Annotated in this window: 21 protein-coding genes and 1 pseudogene; 14 read left to right on the plus strand and 8 right to left on the minus strand. The window is 72.4% G+C overall.

The genetic code is table 11. The features are described from left to right. Positions 1-8: 8 nt before the first annotated feature. Positions 9-395 carry a hypothetical protein gene (locus ACBR40_RS28100; protein WP_364450098.1) on the plus strand — a complete coding sequence of 129 codons (387 nt, stop codon included), beginning with the start codon at positions 9-11 and terminating at the stop codon, positions 393-395. 4 nt (positions 396-399) lie between these two features. Next, a complete protein-coding gene (locus tag ACBR40_RS28105; protein ID WP_371250706.1) occupies positions 400-1785 on the plus strand; it encodes a WXG100 family type VII secretion target in 1386 nt (461 codons plus the stop codon). A 386-nt stretch (positions 1786-2171) separates the two neighbouring features. On the opposite strand, the gene ACBR40_RS28110 is transcribed toward ACBR40_RS28105, so the two are convergent. After that, the gene (locus ACBR40_RS28110; RefSeq protein WP_371250707.1) at positions 2172-7484 is read right to left on the minus strand and encodes an FtsK/SpoIIIE domain-containing protein; all 5313 of its coding nucleotides are present in this window, start codon (positions 7482-7484) and stop codon (positions 2172-2174) included. Between the two features lie 385 nt (positions 7485-7869). Here ACBR40_RS28110 and ACBR40_RS28115 point away from each other — a divergent pair, with 385 nt between their 5' ends. The 12 genes from ACBR40_RS28115 to ACBR40_RS28170 all read left to right on the plus strand — a co-directional run bounded on the left by ACBR40_RS28115 (position 7870) and on the right by ACBR40_RS28170 (position 18188). After that, entirely contained in the window at positions 7870-8541 is a 672-nt protein-coding gene (locus tag ACBR40_RS28115) for a hypothetical protein (RefSeq protein ID WP_344210402.1), read from the plus strand. Between the two features lies 1 nt (position 8542). Then, a complete protein-coding gene (locus tag ACBR40_RS28120; protein ID WP_364450088.1) occupies positions 8543-9259 on the plus strand; it encodes a hypothetical protein in 717 nt (238 codons plus the stop codon). Continuing rightward, entirely contained in the window at positions 9256-10551 is a 1296-nt protein-coding gene (locus ACBR40_RS28125; protein ID WP_371250708.1) for a CpaF family protein, read from the plus strand. The genes ACBR40_RS28120 and ACBR40_RS28125 overlap by 4 nt, the downstream gene beginning before the upstream one ends. Positions 10552-10554: 3 nt before the next feature. Beyond that, positions 10555-11403 carry a type II secretion system F family protein gene (locus tag ACBR40_RS28130; protein ID WP_344210397.1) on the plus strand — a complete coding sequence of 283 codons (849 nt, stop codon included), beginning with the start codon at positions 10555-10557 and terminating at the stop codon, positions 11401-11403. Then, positions 11396-12319 (plus strand): type II secretion system protein, encoded by a 924-nt coding sequence (locus ACBR40_RS28135; protein ID WP_344210394.1) that lies wholly within the window; start codon positions 11396-11398, stop codon positions 12317-12319. The genes ACBR40_RS28130 and ACBR40_RS28135 overlap by 8 nt, the downstream gene beginning before the upstream one ends. Then, entirely contained in the window at positions 12316-12549 is a 234-nt protein-coding gene (locus ACBR40_RS28140) for a hypothetical protein (RefSeq protein ID WP_344210391.1), read from the plus strand. The genes ACBR40_RS28135 and ACBR40_RS28140 overlap by 4 nt, the downstream gene beginning before the upstream one ends. After that, positions 12518-12976, plus strand: a complete 459-nt coding sequence (locus tag ACBR40_RS28145; protein WP_344210389.1) for a TadE/TadG family type IV pilus assembly protein — start codon at positions 12518-12520, stop codon at positions 12974-12976. Before ACBR40_RS28140 ends, ACBR40_RS28145 begins: the two co-directional genes overlap by 32 nt. Next, positions 12973-13365: a TadE/TadG family type IV pilus assembly protein gene (locus ACBR40_RS28150; RefSeq protein ID WP_344210387.1), complete on the plus strand. Its 393-nt coding sequence runs from the start codon at positions 12973-12975 to the stop codon at positions 13363-13365. Before ACBR40_RS28145 ends, ACBR40_RS28150 begins: the two co-directional genes overlap by 4 nt. Next, complete coding sequence (locus ACBR40_RS28155) at positions 13362-13763, plus strand: flp pilus-assembly TadE/G-like family protein (protein ID WP_371250709.1); 402 nt, start codon at positions 13362-13364, stop codon at positions 13761-13763. Before ACBR40_RS28150 ends, ACBR40_RS28155 begins: the two co-directional genes overlap by 4 nt. 80 nt (positions 13764-13843) lie before the next feature. Further along, entirely contained in the window at positions 13844-16612 is a 2769-nt protein-coding gene (locus tag ACBR40_RS28160; RefSeq protein ID WP_371250710.1) for a BTAD domain-containing putative transcriptional regulator, read from the plus strand. After that, positions 16609-17262, plus strand: coding sequence for a hypothetical protein (locus ACBR40_RS28165; protein WP_371250711.1), 654 nt, complete (start codon positions 16609-16611; stop codon positions 17260-17262). Before ACBR40_RS28160 ends, ACBR40_RS28165 begins: the two co-directional genes overlap by 4 nt. After that, a complete protein-coding gene (locus tag ACBR40_RS28170) occupies positions 17259-18188 on the plus strand; it encodes a hypothetical protein (protein ID WP_344210379.1) in 930 nt (309 codons plus the stop codon). Before ACBR40_RS28165 ends, ACBR40_RS28170 begins: the two co-directional genes overlap by 4 nt. Positions 18189-18221: 33 nt before the next feature. Here the strand turns inward: ACBR40_RS28170 and ACBR40_RS28175 are convergent, their stop codons facing one another. The 7 genes and pseudogenes from ACBR40_RS28175 to ACBR40_RS28205 all read right to left on the minus strand — a co-directional run bounded on the left by ACBR40_RS28175 (position 18222) and on the right by ACBR40_RS28205 (position 24462). Further along, positions 18222-18677: a hypothetical protein gene (locus ACBR40_RS28175; RefSeq protein WP_371250712.1), complete on the minus strand. Its 456-nt coding sequence runs from the start codon at positions 18675-18677 to the stop codon at positions 18222-18224. 38 nt (positions 18678-18715) lie between these two features. After that, positions 18716-19591 carry a hypothetical protein gene (locus tag ACBR40_RS28180; RefSeq protein WP_371250713.1) on the minus strand — a complete coding sequence of 292 codons (876 nt, stop codon included), beginning with the start codon at positions 19589-19591 and terminating at the stop codon, positions 18716-18718. Between the two features lie 37 nt (positions 19592-19628). Next, positions 19629-20135, minus strand: coding sequence for a methylated-DNA--[protein]-cysteine S-methyltransferase (locus tag ACBR40_RS28185; protein ID WP_364450065.1), 507 nt, complete (start codon positions 20133-20135; stop codon positions 19629-19631). A gap of 467 nt (positions 20136-20602) precedes the next feature. Next, positions 20603-21547: pseudogene (locus ACBR40_RS28190) on the minus strand (bifunctional transcriptional activator/DNA repair enzyme AdaA); the annotation flags it as partial. Positions 21548-21617: 70 nt separating this feature from the next. Then, the gene (locus ACBR40_RS28195; protein WP_026214889.1) at positions 21618-22556 is read right to left on the minus strand and encodes an NYN domain-containing protein; all 939 of its coding nucleotides are present in this window, start codon (positions 22554-22556) and stop codon (positions 21618-21620) included. Between the two features lie 107 nt (positions 22557-22663). After that, positions 22664-22876, minus strand: coding sequence for an acyl-CoA carboxylase subunit epsilon (locus ACBR40_RS28200; RefSeq protein ID WP_364450060.1), 213 nt, complete (start codon positions 22874-22876; stop codon positions 22664-22666). Next, the gene (locus ACBR40_RS28205; RefSeq protein ID WP_371250714.1) at positions 22873-24462 is read right to left on the minus strand and encodes an acyl-CoA carboxylase subunit beta; all 1590 of its coding nucleotides are present in this window, start codon (positions 24460-24462) and stop codon (positions 22873-22875) included. Before ACBR40_RS28205 ends, ACBR40_RS28200 begins: the two co-directional genes overlap by 4 nt. Positions 24463-24494 lie beyond the last annotated feature (32 nt).

Below are 24494 nucleotides of genomic sequence, written 5' to 3' on the forward strand. Positions count from 1 at the left end.
GAGGTCTCGTGGGAGAAACACAACCGCCCAAGAACTGGCCCGGCCTGGAAGCCGAGCGTGACGGCGTCACGTACGACGCCAAGAAGATCGCCAGCATCGCCGAGGCGCTGCGCGAAGCCATGAAGCCCATCGGCGGAGGCACCTACGGCGAATACCCGGGCTCCATCCAGGATCTCAGCTTCAACGGCTCGCTCAAGGCCGAGAGCGACCATCTGCGCAGCATCAGCCGATGGCAGGCCGGCGAGTCCCTTGCCACCACGCTGGAGCAGGCCCACCGGGAGTTCCTGAACGTCTACGAGGAAGTCCTGAAGAACATGTCCGTCGCCATCTCCCTGGTGGACGCGGGCGCGGGCAACTACAAGATCACGAACGCGGCCAACGAGGGCGGGGGCTGAGCCCATGGGCGGCGAGAAGAAGAAGACCCACTGGCTGAAGTCCAGCTGCGGCGACTGGTCCGTGGAGACGGGCGGTCGCAGCGTCGAGGAGGTCGTGACCTTCATCAAGGGCTTCGACGCCAAGCACATCGCCCAGGCCGCGACCGCGTACAAGGACGCGCACAAAGCCGTCGGCGACGTCCAGAAGGCTCTGGAGGAGCAGGCCGGCCAGCTCGCGAAGGTGTGGAACGGCAAGGCCTCCGTCGAGGCGCAGAAGGCCCTCGGCGTCCTGCACGTGACGCTGGGCGAGCTGGCCGCCAAGCTCCAGAAGATGCACGAGCCCGTCGAGGCACTCTCCACCGTGGTGCGCAAGCACCAGGAGTTCATCGACGACGACGTCAAGGGCGTCCTGGGGACCTGGGTGAACCAGGGCGGGCTGCTCGGGGGCACCTGGGACGACAGCGTCGCCGGCCTCTTCAGCACCTACAGCGGCGTCTACAACGGCGACAAGGCGAACAACGACTTCGGCTCGCAGGACGAGCTGGCCGGCCTCCACCTGCAGACGTTCGCCAACGACCTGGCGCACGTCCACGCGAAGATCCCGGACACCGTGGAGAAGGTCCTCAGGGACATCGACTACCCGACGGGGCCGCAGATCACCCCGCCGCCGGTCACGTACCCGAAGGGCGGCCCGTACCCGAACGGCAACCCCGACCCGTACGGACCGGGCGCCTTCCCGACCAACTACGACCCGTCGGGAACGGACTCCAGCAACCGTTTCCCCACGAACCCGAACGCCTTCGACCCGAACGCCACGAACCCGAACGCCACCAACCCGAACGGCACCTATCCGAACGGCAACCACCCGTCCGGCAACGGCGACCCCAACGGTACGAACGGCAACAACGGCACCGGAACGGGCAACCCCGGCTCGCCGACCTTCCAGAACCCGGACACCTCGTCCCTCGGCTCCACCTCGCCGAACGGCTCGAACCCGGCGTTCAACCCGGCGGCGTACCAGGACCCGTCCGCCAACCGCACCACCAGCCTCCAGGACTTCACCCCCACGAACACCAACGGCTGGACCCCGACCACCGGCACCGCCCACCCCACCACCACGGGCAACACCGCGTACAGCATGCCCTCGACGTCGTACCCGCCGGCCACCACCGCGAGCAGCCCCGGCACGGCCACGGGCGGAGGCTTCGCAGGCGCGAACCCGGCCGTGACGACCGCCGCCACCCGCGCCACCACCGCCGGCACCGGCATGCCCTTCCTCCCGATGGGCGCCGGTGGCGGGGGCGGCGGGGCGCAGAGCTCCGAGAAACAGGAGTCGACAACCTGGCTCCACGAGGACGACGACGTCTGGGGCACCAACCCCGACTCAGTGGTAAACAGCCAAATCGGCTGACCCCCTCCCACGGCAACAACCGACCCGGCTGTCTCCTCACGGAAGCAGCCGGCTCAACTTGCCCCTCCTTCAGAAACGGCCGGCCCGGCTGCCCCTTCCTGCGGACGCAGCCGGATCGACTGCCTTCCTAGGGAAACGGCCGACTCAACTCGCCCTCCTACGGAAACGGCCAGATCGGCTGTCCCCTCCTGCGGACGCAGCGGGATCAACTCGCCCCTCCTAGGGAAACGGCCGACTCAACTCGCTCCTCCCTCGGAAACGGCCGGACCGGCTGCCCCCTCCTGTGCAAGCAGCCGGACGACTCGCCCCTTGCACGGCAACGACCTGCTCAACCCGCCCCTCCCGCGAAGATCGCCGGAACGGCCGCCGTCTCTCCTGCGGACGAGTCAGCCGACGTCGGGGAGAGCAGCCTGGATGGGCGTGATGGTGCCGGTCGTCACCAGAAAGCCACGACCGGGCGGCCCACCCACCGTCCCCCGCGGCAACCGGATGTTGAACAGATCCCCGTCCGTCTGCCCCTGCACCGCGAGCAGCACCCCCGTACGGGACTTGCGGGCCTCGGCGACGAACCCGCGATAGGCGACGGCCAGATCCCCGGTCGTGCCCGCGACGAGCAAGGCGTGATCACCGTCCCGCCCCGACCGCAGCACCTCCTCCAGAGCCATCCCCAAGGGGGAGTCGGCGTTGACGAGCTCGGCATCGTCCACGAGGACGACGTAGTCGTGCAGGTCGGCGACGAGCTCAGCCAGGTTGCCCGCGTTGCCGTCCAGCACCGCCACCAGCCCGTCCAGCCCCCGCAGCGGGCTGCGGCGCGGCGTGACGGCGATGACCGGCGTCCCCCGCTCGATCAGGGACCGGGCCGCCGTCAGCAGCGCCGACGACCGCCCCGAGCGAGCCGGCCCGGCGATCACCGCGGCCGGACCGTGGGCGAGCAGATCGAGCCCCAGCGGCGCCAGAGCATCGCCCCCGGCCCCCACAAGGGCCCACAGCGGCGACGGCGGCCTGAACGACGGATCCAGGTCGAACGTCTCGGCCACGGTGATGCGCATCGGCAGCGCGTCCACCCGCAGCGGCGCCCGCCCCGGCCAACGCCACCCACCCCGCCCTCCGGACGACGAGCCCGCGTGCCCCGCCCCGCTCCCCGTACCTGTGCCGCCGGCGGCGGAGTCGTACGAAAGAGGGACGGGAGCGGGGACGGCGCGGGCGAGCGCCTGCAACGCCGCCACCTGCGCGGGCCCCGCCGGATCGGGGGAAAGCAGCGCGATGTGATGCTCGACGATGCCGTGATCCCCGAGGGACAGGGCCCGACCCGGCGGCACCGAAGAGGGCAGCCCCTTCAACGGGAACCCGGCGAGCCCGTAGTCGGCGGAGTCGGACAGACGGAGCAGCAGCCGGTCGTCGAACACGGTGGACACCTGACCCAGCAGCCCTGACCGATCACTGGTGATCACGGCCCGCAGCCCGACGGCCGGCCCCTCGCGCAGCAGTTGCAGCAGCGCCTCGATCAACCGCCCGTAGTCGTAGCTCTCGAAGGCGGCGACGAAGCCCTCCCACCGGTCCATCATGAACACCAGCCAGGGCAGCCGATGCCCGGCCTGCCGGTATTCGGCCAGCGAGGCATGACCCGCCTCGGCCAGGAGCTGCTGACGGCGGCCGATCTCGGCGCGAAGCCGGTTGAGCAGGCGTTCGACCCGATCGAGCTGGTCCCGCGTCACCACCGCGCCGCAATGCGGCATCGCCACCAGCGGCAGCAGTGCCCCCGACCCACAGTCGATCGCGTGCAGGTGGACATCGGCGGGAGAGACGTGGGCGGCGATGGAGCCGGCGATCGTCCGCAACGCCGTGGACCTGCCACTCCGCGCGGCACCCGCGATGAGCAGATGCCCACCGTGCGCCAGATCCAGCGTCAACGGCTTCCTGTCCTGCGCCCACGGACGGTCGGTGATCCCGAACGGCACCGGCTCCACTTCGACGAACACGTCCTCCTCCCCGCTGCGGGCACCCATGCGGGACGAGCCGCCACGGCCGGCGGCAGGCGGGATGCCGGGCCCGGCGGCTGGCGGGATGCCGGCGCCGGTGGCTGGCGGGATGCCGGGGCCGATGGCTGGTGGGATGCCGGGGCCGGGGGTTGCCAGGGCGTCGGGGCTGGTGGCCGACGGGATGGCGGGATCGTTGGTCGGCGGGTCGGCAGGGCCGGTGGTCGGGGGAGCGGCGGGGTCCGCGGCAGGCGGGCCCCCGAAACCGGACGGCGGCGTCGGAGCAGGCCGGGACACGGGCGGCGCTCCGGTCACGGACGCCGGGTGCACGTTCGCCTTCCCCGGCCGCCCGGAACTGTCGAACGACGGCTGCCCGGAGCCTTTCACCCTGGCCCGCGCCTGAAGCGGATCACCACGGAAGGGCACCCCCGACGCCTGCAACGGCGGCCCATCGGACGCGCCCGACGCGGATGCCCCGCCACCACCCCGCGCAGGCTCCCCAGCACCGTCACGCCCAGGCGCTCCGACACTGTCGTGTGCAGATGCTCCAGCGACGTCGCGCCCAGGCGCTCCCACGGCGTTCTCCGCAGGCGACCCGGAGGCGTCGTACGAAGGCGCGCCGCCGATGGCGGAACCGGGCACGCCGGAAGCGGCGGGCAGGGGGAGGACGAACAGGGTGGGGAGGGGATCGAGCCAGGGGCTGGGCTGGGGTGGGACGCCGGTCAGCCGGGCCGCCTCGATCAGGGCGTCGGCCACCAGCGTCAGGTCCGTGACCGTCGACTCCTCCTCCGACCGCGGCGCCCGGGGAAGGGCCCGGCCCAGGGCGCGCCAGCCCACGTCGATCACCCGCACGTCGGCGGCCGGCGCCCCGTCCCCGGCGGGCAGGGGGCTGCGTCCGCCGACCCGGGCCGTCTGTACGGCGACCGCCGCCCCCACCCCCGAGCGCACGTAGCACCGGCCGGGGGTGTTCTTGGAGATCTGGGCGGCGTCGGGCAGGTCGATGACGTCGGACGACTCGGCGGGCTCGGTGACCCGCAGCGCGATGCGCAGCGACGTGTTGGCCTGGATGTCGGCGGTCACCACCCCGGCGGGCCGCTGCGTGGCGAGGATCAGGTGGATGCCCAGCGAGCGGCCCCGGCGGGCGATGTCGACCAGCCCGGTGACGAAGTCGGGCAGTTCGGCGACCAGCGCGGCGAACTCGTCGATGATCAGCACCAGCCGCGGCAGGGAGACGGGCCCGGCGTAGTCGTCGAGGTCCTTCGCGCCCGCCTGGAACAGCAGGCGCTCGCGGCGGCGGATCTCCGCGGCCAGCGAGTCGAGCGCCCGCTGCGTCAGGTGGCCGTCGAGATCGCTGACCATGCCGACCGTGTGCGGCAGGCGTACGCACTCCTTGAACGCCGCCCCGCCCTTGTAGTCGATCAGCACGAACGTGAGCTGGTCGGGCCGGTTGGCGACGGCCAGCGCGCAGATCAGCGTCTGCAGCAGCTCGGACTTGCCGGCGCCGGTGGTGCCGGCGATCAACCCGTGGGGGCCGTCGAGCCGGAGGTCGACGGAGAACGGCCCGTCGGGGCCGACGCCGATGAGCGCCTGTGTGGAGCCGCGGGCCCGCCACCGCGCGGCCAGCTCGGGCCCGGACGGGCTCTGCAGGTTCATGAGGTCGAGCAGGCGGACCGCGTCGGGCAGGTCGCCCCCCGGGGCGTCGCGGCTGACGTCGCGGATGGGGGAGAGCGCCCGTGCCAGGCGGTCGCACCAGGCGGGCGAGACGGCGTCGCCCAGTACGGGCCCGATGACGTCGAGGCCGCCGCCGCGCAGGTGGACCAGCCCGTCGGGGCCGCACGCGGCCACCGTCTGGCACTCCTCGGGCAGCAGGCGCTGGTCGTCGTCGATGGCGAGGGTGTAGACGCCCGAGCGCGGCCCCTGGCGCAGCACCTGCGGCATGTGGGGCAGGCCGCGCAGCACCTGGGCGCCGTCGAGGATCACCAGGATGTCGTAGGGGCGTACGTCGTAGGAGGAGAAGGCCGGTTTGTCGGCGCCGGTGCCGCCGAGGTCGTCCCAGCCGGTGGGGATCTTGCCCAGCTCGGGGATCTTGGTGTTCTGGCGCTCGTCGATGAGGGCGGCCAGCTCGGCGACGCGGCGGGCGGCCGACTCGGGATCGACGCCGATCAGCGCCAGGCACTCCTCGCCGCCGCGCGGCCCGCAGTGGGGGAGCCAGCGCAGCCAGCCCCAGCGGCGCTCGGCGTCGGGGTGCGCCGAGATGAGCACGATGGCGAGGTCGCGCGGGCTGTGCAGGGTGGCGGCCTGGGCGACGAGCCAGCTCGCCAGGCCGGCGGCGAAGGCACGCGGGCCGGTGACGCCGGCCACGCCGAGCCGCCGCATCGGAAGCGCCACCGGCACCGAGCGGCACAGCGGCGGGTCGAGTGGCCCACCCTGCTCCTCCGTCAGCTGCAGGTCGGCGGGCAGGTCGGCGAGGCCGACCCGGAGCCGCAGCGCGTCGGAGTCGTGGATGCGGCGCTCCCACAGCCGCCTGCGCGGCCCGGTGGCCGTGAGCAGCACCTGGGCGGGGTCGGGTGCGTCGGCGCGCCGGGCGGCCTCGTCGGCCACGCGGGCGCGCTCGACGGCGGCGTCGTATTCCTGGAGCCGCTCGCGATGCTCCTTGAGCGCCTTCTTGTGCTGCTTCTTGCCGTGGCGGCGGTCGCTCCACCACTGGCCGATCATGATGACCGGCGTCATGAGGGCGACGAGCAGGTAGTACCAGACCTGGAGCGCCAGGGCGAGGGTCACGCCCAGCACGGCCGGCAGGAACGCGGCCAGCAGCTGCAGCCGCATCCCCTCGCTCCTGGACGGCTCCTTCGGCCGGACGAACGCGCGCTGGGGCTCGGGCCTGCGCAGCCGAGGCGGCCGGTTGTAGGCCACGCCGCCCTCGCCGAGCGGCGCCAGGTGGGCGTCCTTGGGCTCGACCGCGGTCAGCACGAACACCGACGAGCCGCAGGTGAGCACCGCCTGGTCGAGCCAGGAGACGGGCTCGGTGAGCGGCCGGCCGTCGAGCTCGGGCACCTCGGTGTAGCCGGCGGCGTGCTCGGCCGCCTCGCGCTCGGCGACCCGCGCCGTCAGCTCGGCCACCTCGTCGGCCCACCGCCCCTTGAGCTTGATCTTCGGCGCCTCGTCCTGGGCCCGCCAGGTGCGCTCGACGGTGATCGCGTCAGGGGTCACGCGTACGGTGACCGCCTCGGGCGCGAGCGCGGGGTCGGCGACGGCGATCGCGCACGTCGGGTCGGCGCCGATGACGTGCGCCCCGAGCCCCAGGCGGTGGACGGCCCCCGCGCCGGGACCGCCCACCACGCGCACCTCGGCCACCCCGCCGGGCTCCTCGATCACCGTGGCCCTGGCCAGGCGGGGATCGAGCGTGATCTTGTCGCCGTCGCGCAGCACGGACGCGGCACGCGCGCGCGGGTCGAGCGGCCGCCCGTCGCGCCACACGACCGGCTCGTGCCCGACGGGCGGGGCGGACAGGGCGTTGGCCCGGCGGGGCGGCGGCACGCGCACCACGTCGGCGCCGGACGCCGGCCCGTAGGGGGAGCGGGACCTGGGCAGCCGGACGACCTGCGCCAGGGGCGCGGGGTCGCCGAGCGCCGCGCCGATCGCGGCCACGGTGGCGTCGTCGTCGCCGTCGATCACGACGTCGCGCTCGCCCTGCCCGCCGAGCACGGTGAGCATGATCCGCATCGCTGGGTCCCCTCACTCGACACCGGACGGCATGGACGCCGGACGGCATGGACGCCGGACGGCATGCACACCGGACGGCATGGCTGCCGGGCGCCAAGGTAACGCCCGCCGCGAGATTAGACCCGCCGGTTGACGTCACCGGCATGAGAACGCGGTTCTGTGGATAAACACCCGCGAGCCCAGTGACTTATGTGACGGAAGTGACTGACATAACGGGGAAAATACCCTTCCGTCAACTGGATAGAAACAACAGGCATCGATTACCGCCTCTTGACATCTCGCCACCTGCGAAACGAGCATTGGTCCTCGCATTCCGGCCACGCCGCACCGACATGCCCCACATAATGGCGGGGATTCCTTAATTCACTTTGGGAGCCCCCCACCCATGAGGACCAGTGAAAAGCCTGCCGTCAACGCGGCGGCGGGGTTGTCCGGCCCGGCCTCGCGCAAGCTCCCCGTGCCCCCCAGAGAACGCAAGCCGGCCCTGGCCGCGCTCGCCGTCCTGCTCATACTCGGCGGCGCGCTCGCCACGACCCTGCTCGTGCTCAACAGCGGCGGCCGCGTCTCGGCCATCCGCGTCGTCCAGCAGGTCGGCGCCGGTCAGAAGTTCCCGCCCGAGGCGCTCGAAGAGGTCAAGGTCGCCGGCGAGGGCGTCGACTACGTGAGCTGGTCGCAGCGCGAGCTGGTCACGCGCAGCTTCGCGACGGTCACGATCCTCCCGGGCACCCTGCTGACCAACCGCATGGGCGTCCGCGCCAGCACCGAGCTCGGCGAGGGAAAGGCCACCGTCGGATTGGCGCTTAAACCCGGCCAAATGCCGGCGGGCATTCAGCAGGGAGACCGCGTTCAGGTCATTTACGTGCCCAGCCGCACCAGCCAGGGGCAAACCCGCGTGCTCGCCCCCAATGCGCTCGTCTTCTCCGCAGGCGGCGACAAGTCCAGGTCCGGAAATTCCGGCCAGATCACGGTGGTGGTGGATTCAACGGCCGCACCGGAAATAGTGGGTTTCGCCTCCAGTGGCGAGATCGCCGTCGCCGAGCTACCGGGGGCACGCTGACGTGGGACTGATCGTGCTGGCCGCCGACAAGGGCGCGCCGGGCGTCACCACGGCCGCGACGGCACTGGCCGCCGTATGGCCGCGGCCGGTGCTGCTGGCCGAGTGCGACCCGGCCGGCGGCGACCTCGCCTACCGCCTGCCCGCCGCCGACGGCGGGGTGCTCAACCCCGGCAGGGGCCTGCTCACCCTGGGCGCCACCGCCCGGCGCGGCCTGGAGCCCGCCCAGATCCACCAGCACACGCAGAAGATCGTCGGCGGGCTCGACGTGCTGGCCGGGCTCACCCACGCCGAGCAGGCCGCCGGCCTCACCTGGCTGTGGGGCCCGCTCGGCCGGGCGCTCGCCGCGATCCCCGACGCCGACGTCATCGCCGACTGCGGCCGGCTCGGCGCCCACCCCCAGCTCGGCGACCTGCTGGCCGAGGCCGAGCAGGTCGTGCTGCTCACCCGCGCCACCCTCGACCACGTCGCCCACCTGCGCGAACGCCTCCAGATCACCAAGGCCCACGGCGTCGTCGTCATCGCCGACCCGCGCGCCTACCGCGCCTCCATCGACGACGTACGCAGGATCGTCGGCCCGAGCGTCCAGTTCGTCTACGGGCTGGCCCACGACCCCAAGGGCGCCGAGCTGCTGCGCGGCCAGTGGGGCGGCCGGCTCGACCGTTCCCTCCTCATCCGTACGGCCCGCGACCTCGCGGCGAGGCTGGTGAGCCACCGATGATCGATCACCTGCTGGTCAAGCGCTTCCGCCAGGAGGTCGGCGACCGCCTGGCCCACCAGCGCCGGCTCGACCAGGCCAACGGCCTGCCCGCCATGACCGGCGAGGACGAGCGCCAGTTCGCCAGGGCGCTGATCTCGCAGGTCCTGGAGGAGCACGCGCGCAACGAGATCGGCTCCGGCCGCACGCCGCCCACGGTCGAGGAGGAGGAGGCGCTGGCGGCCGGCATCCACGCCGCGCTGTTCGGCGTGGGCCGCCTCCAGCCGCTGCTCGACGACGCCCAGGTCGAGAACATCGACATCAACGGCTGCGACCGCGTCTTCGTCAGCTACGCCGACGGCCAGGAGTCCATGCACGACCCGGTCGCCGAGTCCGACGAGGAGCTCGTCGAGCTGATCCAGATCCTGGCCGCGTACTCGGGGCTGTCGAGCCGGCCGTTCGACACCGCCAACCCGCAGCTCGACCTGCGCCTGCCCGACGGCTCGCGGCTGAGCGCGGTCATGGACGTCACCGTACGGCCCGCGATCTCCATCCGCCGCGCCCGCCTCGGCAAGGTCTTCCTCAGCGACCTCGTCGGCAACGGCACGGTCGGCCCCGACCTCGGCAGGTTCCTCAGCGCGGCCGTCGCCGCCCGCAAGAACATCATGATCGCCGGGTCCACCAACGCCGGCAAGACCACTCTGCTGCGGGCCCTGGCCAACGAGATCCCGCCGGGCGAGCGCCTCATCACCGTCGAACGCGCCCTTGAGCTGGGCCTCGACCAGTTCCCCGAGCTGCATCCCAACGTCGTCGCCTTCGAGCAGCGCCTGCCCAACTCCGAGGGCCAGGGCGAGATCTCGATGGCCGAGCTGGTCCGCCGCTCACTGCGGATGAACCCCAGCCGCGTCATCGTCGGCGAGGTGCTCGGCGACGAGATCGTCACCATGCTCAACGCGATGACGCAGGGCAACGACGGCTCCCTGTCGACCATCCACGCCAACTCCAGCATGGAGGTCTTCAACCGCATCGCTACGTACGCGCTCCAGGCCGGCGAACGCCTGCCCATCGACGCCACCCACATGCTCATCGCCGGCGCGATCGACTTCGTGGTCTTCGTCGAGAAGCGCAACGACTACCACCGCGGCGGCACCCTGCGCCGCTACGTCTCCAGCGTCCGCGAGGTCAACGGCTGCGACGGCCGTGTCCTGTCGAGCGAGGTGTTCGCGCCGGGACCCGACGGCTCCGCCGTGCCGCACGCGCCCGTCTCGTGCCTGGACGAGCTCATGGCGCACGGCTACACCCCGGGAGGATGGTGACCGATGGGCCTGACCATGGACCCGTTCGCCCTGCTCGCCGGCGCCATGGCAGGCGGCGGCCTGTTCCTGCTGGTCCTCTCCCTGTACGGCATGCGCCCCCGCCCGCCCCAGCCGCAACGCCACCTGATCAGGATGCTGACCACGCGCGGCGCGGTCGCCGCCGTGGCCGCCTCGCTGGTCCTGCTCATCACCCGGTGGCCGGTCGCGGCGGTGGGCACCGTGCTGCTGGTGTTCGCCTGGCGCGGGCTGTCGGGCGGCGCGGCCGAGGAGCGGGCCGCCATGCGCCGCCTCGAAGGGCTCGCCGCCTGGACCGAGTCGCTGCGCGACACCATCGCCGGCGCGGCCGGGCTGGAGCAGGCGATCCCGTCGTCGATCAGGGCCGCCGCGCCGACGCTCCGCCCGCACCTGCGCGCCATGATCGACCGGCTGCACACCAGGATGGCGCTGCCCGAGGCGCTCGCGCTGTTCGCCGACGAGCTCGACGACCCCTCGGCCGACCTGGTGGTGGCCGCGCTCATACTCAACTCCAAGCTGCGCGGCCCCGGCCTGCGCGACGTGCTCGGCGCGCTCGCCGTCTCGGCCCGCGAGGAGCTCGACATGCGCCGCCGCGTCGAGGCCGAGCGCCGCGCGACCCGGCGCAGCGTGCAGATCGTGGTGATCACCGCGCTGGGCTTCGCCGCGCTCCTCGTGCTGTTCAACGGCGACTACGTCGAGGAGTACGACGACCCGCTCGGCCAGGCCGTCCTGGTGGTCGTCGCAGCGCTGTTCGGCGCGGGGTTCGCGTGGATGCGCCGGCTCGCCGGGTTCGACAAGCCGACGCGGCTGCTGACGGGAAGGGGCGGCGATGGTTGAGGGCGCGCTGGCCGGAGCCGCGCTGGGGCTCGGCCTGTTCGTACTGGTACGCGCGATCTTCCCGGCCCGCCCCGGGCTGGTGGCGCGGCTGCTCGCGCTGGACGCCGTGCGCGAGGACGCCGGCGCGCCGCGCATCCAGCTCCTGCTGCCCGAGGAGGAGGTCGGCGCGTTCCGCCGCAACCTCGGCGTACGCATGGCCGCGCTCTACGCCGCCCGCGGCTGGGAGGTCAGGTCCGTACGGTCGGACCTGGCGCTGCTCGGCCGTTCCTTCGAGGCGTTCCTCGCGACCAAGGCGCTCCTCGGCGCCGCCGGCCTGCTGGCGTTCCCGCTGCTGCTCGGCTGGCTGGTGCTCATGGGGTGGGGCAGCTCGCCGGCGATCCCGTTCTGGGTGGCGGTGCTGGCCGCGGTCGTCTTCTTCTTCCTGCCCGACCTGCAGATCCGCAAGGAGGCCGCGGCGCGCAGGCGCGACTTCCGTCACGTGGTCGGCGCGTTCCTCGACCTCGTCTCCATGAACCTGGCCGGCGGCCGCGGCGTCCCCGAGGCGCTGATGATGGCGGTAACGGTCAGCGGCGAGCAGCCCAACTGGGCGATGGGCCGCATCCGCGACGCGCTGAGCGGCGCGCGCATCGTCGGCATCACCCCCTGGCAGGCGCTCGGCCAGCTCGGCGAGGAGATCAACGTCGACGAGCTGCGCGACCTGTCGGCGGCGCTCGGCCTGGTGGCCGACGACGGCGCCAAGGTCCGCTCGTCCCTCACGGCCAGGGCCGCCACCCTGCGCCGCAGGGAGCTGGCCGAGATCGAGGGACGCGCGGGCGAGCGCTCGCAGTCGATGCTCGTCGCCCAGCTCCTGCTCTGCGCCGGTTTCGTGATCTTTCTCAGTTATCCCGCCGCGATGAAGATGTTGGGGGTCTCATGAACCATCCCTGGATCGTCTATCTCCGTGCGTGCCTCGCCGTACGCGTCCACCGGGCCAGGACCGCCCCCACCCGGGGCGCCTCCGCCGTCGAGTGGGTGATCATCACCGCCATCATCGCGGGCGTCGCGCTCGGGCTGGCCACGCTGATCAGGACGCTCGTGGAGCAGCAGCAGGGCCAGATCGAGCAGAGCTTCGGCGGTGGCGGCGGTGGCGGTGGCGGCGACCAGTAGCCCGCGCCGCCGCGCCCGCGAGCGTGGCGCCAGCGCGGTCGAGCTGGCGCTGCTCATGCCGGTCATTCTCGCGGTGGCGCTGCTCATCGTGCAGGTGGCGCTCTGGTTCCACGCGCGTCAGGTCGCCGAGGCGGCCGCCCAGGAGGGGGCGCGCGTGGCCAGGGCGGCGCCGATCGACTCGGCCGGCTGGGAGGGCACCGCCACGGCCAAGGCCACCGAGATCGTCCGCGCGATCGGGCCGCGGCTGCTCGGCGGCGCGACCGCCACGACCTCCGAGAGGGAGCCCGACGAGCGGTTCGTCACCGTGACCGGCAGCGCCGTACAGGTCATCCCGCTGCTGCCGTCGCTGACGTTCACGATCAGCGCGACCGCCGGCGGGCCCGTCGAGTGCTTCCGCCCCGACAACGGGGGCGAGGACTGCGAATGAGCGCCGATCGCGAGCGCGGGTCCATGGCCGTCGAGACGGTCATGCTGGCCCCGGTCTTCCTGCTGTTCCTGCTGTTCCTGGCCGGGGCCGGGGTGCTGGTGGAGTCGCAGGGCCGGGTCAACGGCGCGGCCAGGGACGCCGCCCGCGCCGCCTCCGTGCAGCGTACGTTCGACGACGCCCAGGGGGCCGCCGACGCCATCACCCGGGCGACGCTCACCGGCCCCTGCGGGTCGCCGGCCGTGTCGCTGGACGGCTCCGCGTGGGAGCAGGGCGGGCAGGTGGAGGCCGTCGTCACCTGCGAGCTCGACCTCGGCTTCGCCGGGTTCGGCGCCAAGCGGCTCACCGGCACCGCCGTCGTGCCCCTGGAGCAGTTCAGGAGGGTCGAGTGAGCGAGCGGGGGTCCATGTCGGTGTTCACCGTGCTGTTCTCGGTGGTCGCGTTCCTGCTGGCGGGGCTGCTGGTGGACGGCGGCGGGGCGATCAACGCCCGGCTGCGCGCCGCCGACGTGGCCGAGCAGGCAGCGCGGGCCGGCGCCGACCAGATCGACGAGGACGTGCTGCGCACCAGCGGCGAGACCCGGCTGCTCGGCGAGGACCGCGTGTGCGGGCGGGCCGAGGAGATCGTCGCGGCCCAGGGCGAGGACGTACGCGCCGGCCGCTGCGAGGTCCAGCAGGAGCAGGTGACGGTGAGCGTGTCGGTGCGCTGGCAGGCGTTCTTCCTCGGTGCGATCGGCTTCGCGGGATCGGACATGACCGGCGAGGCCACGGCCGCGCCCCAAGCCAGATAAAGCGAGCTAGACCGAATGGCTTCACTCAGTGGCACGCGGAACGCGTGAGGCACGACGCTGAGCGGGCGAAAGGAGAGGCGATGCCGACGCGAGAGCCAGCGCGGCCCCACGGGCGCCCCGCCGGGCGTGCCCACGGGCGGCACGGCCCCGCCCGCCGCCCCGCAAGGCGCGGTCTCGGCGACGTGCTCGCCGGGCTCGGCGCGCTGGTCCTGCTGGTCGCGCTCGTGGGCGGGGTGCCGTACGCGCTGCTCAAGTACGTCGGGCCGCCGATCGACCCCGAGCAGTTCGACGTGCGGACGCTGCTCAGCCAGGCCGGGCCGAGCACGATCACGGCGGTGCTGGTCCTGCTCGTGTGGCTGGCCTGGTTCCAGCTGTTCGTGTGCGTGCTCGTCGAGGTGTACGCCGGCGTCCGCAGGGTCGGCATGCCCGCCCGCGTGCCCATGTCCGGGGGCACCCAGGCCCTCGCCAACAAGCTCGTCGGGGCCGTGCTGCTGCTGTTCACCACCGGGGCCATGGTCGCGCCGATCGTGAAGCTCGCGCCCGCGCCCGCCCCGCCGCCGATGACGGCGGTGGCGTACTCGGCGCCGATCGTCGAGAAGGCCACGCTCGACACCCAGCAGACCAAGAAGGTGTACGTGGTGCAGCCGCCGCACGGGCGCCACCACGAGAGCCTGTGGGAGATCGCGGAGAAGTGCCTCGGTGACGGCCGCCGCTACCACGAGATCTACCGGCTCAACCAGGCCAAGGAGCAGCCCGACGGCTCCAGGCTGCGGATGGCCGACCTGATCAGGCCCGGCTGGGTGCTCGACATGCCGGACGACGCCCGCCACACGCACACCGTCCCCGTCGGCCAGCCGCGCGAGCAGACCCTGCGCGACCATCCGGGCCGCGCGGAGGTTCCCCGCTCCGTCGAGCAACGCGCCGACCGGGCGGAGGAGAAAGCCGAGCAGAAGAAGGACGTCGAGCGCCGCGCCGAGAACAGGGGCGGGGCCAAACACCGCCTGCCCGAGCAGGACCGCCGCCTCCCCGAGCAGGAGCGGCGGGAGCAGCCGGTGGTGCGCGAGGCCCAGTCCGGCGCGCTCATGGACTACCTCGCCCCCGCCTCGCTGGCCGCCGCCGGGCTGCTGTTCGTGCTCTCCCGCCGCCGCCGCGAGCAGCTGTGGAACCGGCTGCCCGGCCGCCGCACCGCCCGCCCGCGCGGCGACGCCGCCGAGGCCGAGGTCGCGCTCCGGCTGGGCGCCGACGCGCCGGGCGCCCGCATCCTCGACATCGGCCTGCGGCTGCTCGGCGCCGAGCTGGCCGCCAGGCACCGCACCCCGCCCACCGTGTACGCCGCCCACCTGTCCGCGCGCACGCTCGACCTGTGGGTGCACCCGCCCGACCCCGACCCGCCCGCGCCCTGGACCGCCCAGGACGGCGGCCAGGTGTGGCGGCTGCCCGCCCACGAGGGCCGGCTGCTGGAGGACCAGCCGGGCGGCGCGCCGTACCCGGGGCTCGTGTCCATCGGCGCCAACGCGGGCGGCCGGGTGCTCGTGGACCTGGAGGCGGCGCAGGGCCTCATCAACGTACGCGGCCCGCAGACCACGGCCGCGCTCGCCGCGATCGCCGTCGAGCTGGCCACCAACCGCTGGTCCGACCGCATGCGGGTGACGCTCGTCGGGTTCGGTGAGGAGCTGACCGCCATCGCGCCCGACCGGATCAGGGCCGTCGGCGGCCTGGCCGAGGTGCTGCCCGAGCTGGAGGCCGCCGCCGCGCCGCGCGAGCAGGTGCTGACCGGCCGGGTCACCGGCAGCCCGCGCGAGGCCCACTACCTGCTGTCGGCGGTCGCGCCCACGCACGAGGAAGCGCGCCGGCTGGCGCTGCTGGCCCGCAGGGACACCGCCGGGTACGTCGTCGCGGGCGACATCCCGCACGCCACCTGGACCCTGGAGATCACCGAGGACGGCAAGGCCCGCATCGCCGAGCTGGGCTTCGAGGTGGAGGCCCAGCTCCTGCCCCGCCGCCATTACCGGGCGCTGGTCGAGCTGTTCCGCACCGCGGGCCGCATGGAGGGCGAGCCGATCCCCGAGCCGGAGCCGCTGGTCGGGCTGCACGCGCCGGCCGTCGAGATCCGCCTGCTCGGCCCGGTCGAGGTTCGGGGCCTGCGCCCGCTGGAGGAGGGCCGGCTGGCGCTGGCCGCCGAGATGCTGGTCTACCTGGCCACGCATCCGGGCGGGGTGCACCCCGTCGTGCTCGGCGGCGTGTTGTGGCCGCGCGGCGTACAGGACCTGGTCAGGGACGCCACGATCGCCCGGGTCGCGGAGTGGCTGGGGCCCGACCACCTGCTCACGGACGAGGCCGGGCGGCTGCGGCTGGGGCCGGAGGTGCGTACGGATTGGATGTTGTTCCGCGAGCTGGTCCGCCGGGCGCGCGGCGACGCGATGGCCAGGTCCGTCCTCCTGGAGAAGGCGCTCGGCCTGGTCAGGGGCCCGCTGCTGGCCGGCCGGCCGCCCGGCAGGTACGCCTGGCTGGCCGCCGAGGACCTGGAGTACGACGTGGCCGCCGGGGTGGCCGACGCCGCCCACCAGCTCTGCGAGCTCCGGCTCGCCCAGAACCGGCCGGACGCCGCGGTCGCCGCGGTCCGCCAGGCGCTGCTGCTCGCGGCCGACGACGAAGGGCTCTGGCGCGACCTGCTGCGGGCCACGCACGCCACCCAGGACGGCGTACGGCTGCGGGCCGTCGTCGAGGGCCTGACCCGGCGGGCCGCCTCGCACCCGTACGGCGGCGCACTCGCCCCGGAGACCGAGGCGCTGATCGAAGAACTGCTGCCCACGTGGCGCATCCACGTCGTGAGGGAGTCATCGGCATGAGACGAGCAGCGATGGCGCTGGTCTTACTGGTGCTGGCGGGCTGCGGCCAGCCGGAGCGGCCGTACTCGCCGGGGGCCGAGCCCTCGGCGGACGGCAGCGGCACCGCCCGCGCGGCGGAGCCTGCGGAAACCCCCCAGGAGGGGACCAGCGAGGAGCCCGCCGAGGAGGAGACCCTCGCAGGGAGGGGCAAGGAGACCGTCACCATGGGCGGCGGCAAGTTCCGGATGGAGATCGACTGGCCCGCGAAGCGGGACCCCCTGGCAGAGGTGGGCGCCGCTTACATGGTGGCCATGCGCAAGGCGATCGTCGCCGGCAGCGATCGGCCCTTGCAGGACATCGACATTGAACTCACCGCCGCCCCGGCCGCGTACGAGTGGGTGAAGTACTTCCTCGACAGGAAACAGACGGTGCGCGGCGTCGCCCGGCTCTACGACCTGCGCGTCTCCAGGACGGGCAAAGGTGCGGTGATCGACATGTGCGTGGACGAGACGGGCATGCGGTTCGTCTCGGCACGCACCGGGAAAGCCATCTCGCCCCGCCCCGACTGGCTCGACACTCCGTACCTCCAGTCCCTGGCCCTGCATCGGGGCGACGACGACGTGTGGTGGATCAGGGACGTCCGCGCCGACCTGAAAGGGTGCCCCGCATGAACCCCCTCCTTTCCGCGGCCGTCGCGGGCCTGCTCGCCGTCACCGCAGGGCTGGCGCCGCGGCCGGATCCCGGCCGGACGATCGACGAGGGGCGGACGAAGGGCGTCGTGCTCACCCACTCGAAGATCGTCATCTCGGGTGACGCCAAGGGCGGTAAGTCCGACGGCTACGTGCTCAAGCGGCCCTGCTGGTACGAGCCCGGCCAGGGGGCCGAGGAGATGCTGAAGACGCAGGAGAGCCTGCGCGACTTCTTCTTCAAGTTCACCAAGGACGCGACCGATGAGAAGTTCGAGAAGTTCCTGGAGCAGTTCAAGGAGCGGATCGGGCAGGACGGTCGCTGGTGGGGGCCCGCGTACGACTCCTCCGACCCCAAGGGCCTGGCGTGCTTCAGCGCGCTCGACCCGTTCGTGTTCGTGCCGCCGGGGCAGACGCCGCCGGCCGGGATCACCGTGCGGGAGCTGGCCGAGATCGCGCGGGCGGCGCTGACCGTGCCCGAGCCGACGGTCAGGCTGAGCCCCGACGCCAAGAGCTACGTCAACCTCCCGACCTGGGTGTGGGTGGAGGGCATCGGCGCGCCGCGCAGGTCGGTGACGGCGACGATCCCCGGGGTCATGAGCGCGACCGTGGTCGCCACCCTCCAGGAGATCAAGATCGACCCCGGCACCGGCGACGACCGGGCCGAGGTCACCGTGAGCGGGTGCGGCGCCCAGGGCAAGCCGTACGTGAAGGGCGGCACGTTCTCCTGCGGCGTGCGCTATCTGCGCTCGTCGGTGGACCAGCCGCAGGAGAAGTACACGCTCACGGTCACCACCGTGTGGCCGGTCGCCGTCCAGGGGGACGTGGCGGTGCAGTTCGCGCCCGTCGAGGTGGGCACGAGCCGGGACGTCCCGGTCGGCGAGATCCAGAGCAACGTCCGACCTCAGTGACGAGACGGTGGTGAGTGGGGCGCCGCGCCCCACTCACTCCGCGTCGTCCGCCTCCTCGAAGAGCTCGTCCACGCTCGTGACGGTGAGGGCCTTGTCGACCCAGGCGAGCAGGAGCTCCGGGTCCTCGCAGGTGTGGATGCGTTCCCGCGCCTCCTCGGAAACGGCGAGCCCTCGCTTTTCGAGGATGCGCAGAACGGCCTTGGCCTCCCCCTGCGTGACTCCTTGCGTGATCCCCTGGGTGATGCCATGGTCGACCCACTCGCGGACCAGCTTGCTTCGGGGCTCCTCAGTGATCAGAGTCCGCCTCCTCGAAGAGCTCGTCCACGCTCGTGACCGTGAGCGCCTTATCGACCCAGGCGAGCAGGAGTTCTGAGTCCTCGCAGGCGTGGATGCGCTCCCGCGCCTCCTCGGAAACGGCGAGCCCTCGCCTTTCGAGGATGCGCAGAACGGCCTTGGCCTCCCCCTGGGTAATCCCCTGGGTGATGCCATGGTCGACCCACTCGCGGACCAGCTTGCTTCGGGGCTCCTCAGTGATCAGAGTCCGCCTCCTCGAAGAGCTCGTCCACGCTCGTGACGGTGAGGGCCTTGTCGACCCAGGCGAGCAGGAGTTCTGAGTCCTCGCAGGTGTGGATGCGTTCCCGCGCCTCCTCGGAAACGGCGAGGCCCCGCCCTTCGAGGATGCGCAGAACGGCCTTGGCCTCCCCCTGCGCGATGCCATGGTCGACCCACTCGCGGACCAGCTTGCTTCGGGGCTCGTAGTTGATGTCCATGGCCATCGAGATCTCCTTGAACTTGGCGACGACGAACTCCGGCAGCACCGAGAGCACGAGGTCAGAATAACTTTTGAGCTCCTCGGGCAGGTGCTCATGCGCATCGTGGAATGTCTGCAGGACCTTGAAACCCTCCTCGGTCGGGCCGTGCACGATCGCGGAGAGAGCGGTGAGCTCCGGCTCGGCGACGGCCCTTTCGAGGTCGGTGATCATCGGAACCTGCTCCGGCCCGAGGACGATGGGCCGGAGGGACCATCCCGGGTGGCCCATGTCGATGGGACGGCCGCACTTGGCCGCCACCCGCGTGTCCGGGCAGAAGACGAGCAGCGTGCACGGACATTTGAGCCGAGCCCGTAGCGTGGCCAGGTAGACGGGCCACGACCAGGTCTTCTCGTCGCGATACGCCCGCTGGACCTCCAGCACGATGCCGGACAGCGGCTTGCCGTCGGCCAGGACCACGACCGAGTCCGCGCGGTATTCCGTCGGGACGCAGTCGGTGAAGTCGGGGCTTTCGAGCCGGGCCTCGTCGAACGCGGGCACCGGCACGCCCATCTCGGTGAGCAGCGTGGCCACCAGCGATGGGCGATTCCGTACTAGTTCGAGCAGGAACTCATGCTCCTGGGTGGGGGACATGCCGAACACATTACCGAATGCGTTCGACTCATCACACTCAGTTAGCGTTTCGTCCTGATTCGTGCGCCAGCAGCCACTCCTTGACGGGGACGCCGTAGTAGTAGCCGCCGTAGCCGCCCGAGCTCGGCAGGACCCGGTGGCACGGCACGAACGGGGCGATGAGGTTCTGGGCGCAGGCGGAGCCGGCCACGCGGGCCGCCGTACGCGGCAGGCCGGCGCGTTCGGCCAGCTCGGCGTACGAGACCGTGGTGCCGGCCGGGACCTCGCGCAGCGCCGCGTGCAGCCGCTTGCGCGTGGGGGAGCCGGGCTGCTCGACGGGTACGTCGTCCAGCGCGGCGAAGTCGCCCGCCAGGTACGCGCGCACCGCCTCCACGGCCGGCCCGAGGTCGTCCACCACCTCCAGCCCCTCCGCGCGCAGCTCGGGAGCGAGCCGGGCGAACATCTGCTCGGGGTCGGCCGTGAACCCGGCCGCCACCAGCACCTTGTCGCGGGCCAGCAGGGCGAGCGGGCCGATCGGGGTCGGGACGAGCTGTGCAGCGATCATGATGAGCTCCAGAGATGCAGTGCGGCGTAGGCCCGCCAGGGCCGCCACCGCTCGGTTTCGTCGTCGTGGATGCCCAGGGCGGCCATCCGCTTCCTGAGCACCAGGTCGCCCGCGGGCCAGGCGTCGGGGTCGCGCAGCGCCCGCAGCGCGACGTAGCCGGCGGTCCACGGGCCGATGCCGGGCACCTCCAGCAGCGCCTCCACGGCCTCGGCGGGGTCCTGGCCGCCGTCGAGGTCGAGATGGCCCGCGGTGATCCGGGAGGCCAGCTCCTTGAGCGTGGCGATGCGGCGGCCGGTGAGGCCGAGCCCGGTGAGGTCGGTCTCCAGCAGGTGGCCGGGGGCGGGGAAGAGGCCGCCGGGCGCGGCGGCGCGGGCGACGATGCGGCCGAGCAGCGTACGGGCCCCGGCCACCGAGACCTGCTGCCCCACCACCGCCCGCACGGCCAGCTCGAACCCGTCGAACGTCCCCGGCACCCGCAGCCCCGGCCGGGCCGCGACCAGCGGCCCGAGCGAGGTCCTGCCGAGCGCCTCGGAGATCGCCTCGGGGTCGGCGTCCAGGTCGAGCAGCCGGCGGCAGCGGGCCACGACGCGGGCGAGCTGCCGCGTGTCGGCCACCGCCACGTCGAGTGCCACGTGGTCGGGCCGGGGCGTGAGCGTGATCGTCCCGCCGGGCACGGCCCGCGCGTACGAGGTCCGGTCCGCGCTCTCCAGCCCCGGGATCGCCCGCGCGGCGAGGAACGCGAAGACCGCCTCCACGTCGTACGGCTCCCGCCGGTGCAGCCGAAGCCGCAACGGCGCAGGCCCAGTGGCCCCGGAGTCGGCCACGACGGCGACCGTACGTCCCCCCGCCGTGGCGCGCAGCTCGCTGGGCGTGAACCCGTACGTCTCCCGCATCGTCGCGTTGAACTGCCGCACGCTGCCGAACCCGGCCGCGAACGCCACGTCCGTGATCGGCAGCACGGTCTCCGTCAGCAGCTGCTTGGCCAGCAGCAGCCGCTTCGTCCGCGCCACCGCCAGCGGCCCGGCCCCCAGCTCGGCCACGAACAGCCGGTGCAGGTGCCGCTCGGTGATGTGCAGCCGCCTGGCCAGCCCGGCGACGCCCCGCTCGTCGGCCGCGCCGTCGTCGATGAGCCGCAGCGCCCGGCCCACGAGGTCGCCCCGCAGGTCCCAGCCGGGGTCGCCGGGCGACAGCTCGGGACGGCAGCGCTTGCACGGCCGGAACCCGGCCGCCTCCGCCGAGGCCGCGTGCCGGTAGAAACGTACGTTCCTGGACGCGGGCGTACGCGCAGGGCAGATCGGACGGCAGTAGATGCGCGTCGTCGTCACCGCCGTGTAGAAGCGCCCGTCGAACCGGGCGTCCCTGGCGGAGACGGCCCGGTAACAGGAGTCGAAGTCGAGCTCCAGTGGAGACATACTTCGACGGTACGCGCTGCCAGAAGGCGGCGACCGGCGGTTTTCGGACCTGATCGTCCGCGACGTCCGGCTACTTCGAGGAGACGCCGACCCCCAGGTCGAACTCCCGGTAGACGCGCGCCCAGAACCCGTCGCGCAGCCACACCCGCGCCTCGGGGAACGGCCGCAGCGAGTGCCCGAGCTCCTTCTCGGCCTCGATCAGCAGCTCGGTGTCGATGACGGTCGGCAGGATCGGCCCCGGCAGCAGGTCGCGGATGTTGTCGCGGCCACGGGTGAGGATCCACTTCTGCGCCACGTGCTCGCCGACGTCCTCGACGCGCGGGCGGCTCGGGCCGAGCTTGGCCACCTGACCGGGCTTGGCGTGCGGCTTGACCGGCGCGCGGCCGGCGAAGACCTGGGCGGGCGACGGCGTGACCGGCGGGGCGACCGCCACGGGCTGCGGAGCACGGCTGAAAAAGGGCCTCAGGAAATCAGCGGAGATCACTTCCACGGTGTCGGACTCCCACACCAGGCGTTCGGCCTGGTTGGTGCCGTAAGGAGGCTCGACGCCCCACAGGTGGATGCGTACGCCGTACGCCTGCGCCGCCTCCACCGCCGGGACCATGTCCTCATCGCCGGCCAGCAGGATGGTGTCGGTGACCGCGTGGTGCCTGGCCAGCGCCTCCAGATCGCTCCTGATCTGGGCGTCCACGCCTTTCTGCTGGCCACGGGCGTTGAGGTTGCCAAGCCTTACCTTGACCCAGGGAAGCTGGGCGATGACCCGCTGATCGACGGTGGGCACGCGGTCACGGGCGGCGTCATACCAATAGATCCGCAAGAGTTCGCCAGAAATACGTTCCTCTGCATGTTTCTGCAGACTCTGGATGAGCTCATCCGCGGCCACCCGATATTCCTTGCGTTCCTTCGCGCCCAGCAGCACTTCACCGGCCGCCGCGTAGAGATAACCGACATCCACCAGGACTGCGTACTTGGCTGCCACAGGATGCGGCATGAGGTCTGGGATGGCCATGTCGTCCTCCAGGCCGCGGTGTTAGTTGATCGGCTGACTATATACGCCTACTTTCTCTAGATAGTCCCAACTCCCGGGGAACTTGACACCCGATTCCCAGGATCTATCTAGGGCAGGGCGCTCATCCGCCATGCCGACTTCCCTGGGAGGACAGGCTTACGCATACCTCTAGCTGGGTTTCGCCATCTTTGCGGCGGGGCCTGCGGAGCGGGCTCCCGCGGGGCCTGCCGGGTGGCCAGCGCGATCACCAGGGCGGCGAGCTCCTCGGGCGTGGCGTCGCCGCGCACGACGCGCAGTCCGGGTGCCGGTGGCGGGGTCACAGCGGGATGTTCCCATGCTTCTTGGGCGGGAGCGTGGCGCGCTTGTTGCGGAGCGCGCGCAGCGCCCGGACGACCTGGGGGCGGGTTTCGGACGGCCGGATCACCGCGTCCACGTAGCCGCGTTCGGCCGCGATGTACGGGTTGGCCAGCGTGTCCTCGTACTCGGTGACGAGCCTGGCGCGCTGGTCGTCGGGGTTCTCGGCGGCGGCGAGCTCGCGCCGGTAGAGGATGTTGACCGCGCCCTGCGCGCCCATGACCGCGATCTGCGCGGTGGGCCAGGCGAGGTTGACGTCCGCGCCGAGGTGCTTGGAGCCCATGACGTCGTACGCGCCGCCGTACGCCTTGCGGGTGATCACCGTGACCAGCGGGACGGTGGCCTCGGCGTAGGCGTAGAGGAGCTTGGCGCCGCGGCGGATGATTCCGTTCCATTCCTGATCGGTGCCTGGGAGGAAACCCGGGACATCCACAAAAGTCAGGATAGGAATATTGAACGCATCACATGTTCGAATAAAGCGTGCCGCTTTCTCGGATGCGTTGATATCCAGACAACCTGCGAAATGCATGGGCTGGTTGGCCACCACGCCCACCGGCCGGCCGTCCACCCGCCCGTAGCCGACCACGATGTTCGGCGCGAACCGCGCGTGGACCTCCAGGAACTCCCCGTCGTCCAGCACCCGCCCGATCACCCGGTGCATGTCGTACGGCTGGTTGGGCGAGTCGGGGATCAGCTCGTCCAGCTCGGGATCGGGATCGAGGTCCGCGGCGGCCGGGTAGGCCGGGGGGTCGTCCAGGTTGTTGGACGGCAGGTACGACAGCAGCGCCCGCACGTAGTCGAGCGCGTCGTCCTCGTCGGCCGCCTGGTAGTGGGCCACGCCCGACTTCGTGTTGTGCGCGTGCGCCCCGCCGAGCTCCTCGAACGTCACCTCCTCGCCCGTCACCGTCTTGATGACGTCGGGCCCGGTGATGAACATGTGCGAGGTCTGGTCCACCATCACCACGAAGTCGGTCAGCGCGGGGGAGTAGACGTGCCCGCCGGCCGCCGCGCCCATGATGAGCGAGATCTGCGGGATCACGCCGGAGGCGTGCACGTTGCGCTTGAAGATCTCGGCGTACAGGCCGAGCGCCACCACGCCCTCCTGGATGCGCGCGCCGCCGCCCTCGTTGATGCCGATGATCGGGCAGCCGGTCTTGAGCGCCAGGTCCAGGACCTTGACGATCTTCTCGCCGTACACCTCGCCGAGCGAGCCGCCGAAGACCGTCACGTCCTGGGAGAACACGCAGACCTGCCGGCCGTCGACCGTGCCGTGCCCGGCGATCACGCCGTCGCCGTACGGACGCCGCTGCTCCAGGCCGAACATCGTCGAGCGGTGCCGGGCGAACGCGTCGAACTCCACGAACGACCCCTCGTCCAGCAGCGCCAGCACCCGCTCCCTGGCGGTCATCTTGCCCTTGGCGTGCTGCTTGTCGACGGCGGCCGCCGACCCGGCGTGGACCGCCTCGTCCAGCCGCCGCTCCAGGTCGGCGATCTTCCCGGCGGTGGTGTGGATGTCGGGCTTCTCCGGTGTCGGCTCGGCGGCAGCGCTCATGCGCGCAAGGCTAGTACCTCCTCCTAGAGTGG

It is taken from the genome of Nonomuraea sp. AD125B (assembly GCF_041402765.1).
Taxonomy (GTDB): domain Bacteria; phylum Actinomycetota; class Actinomycetes; order Streptosporangiales; family Streptosporangiaceae; genus Nonomuraea; species Nonomuraea bangladeshensis.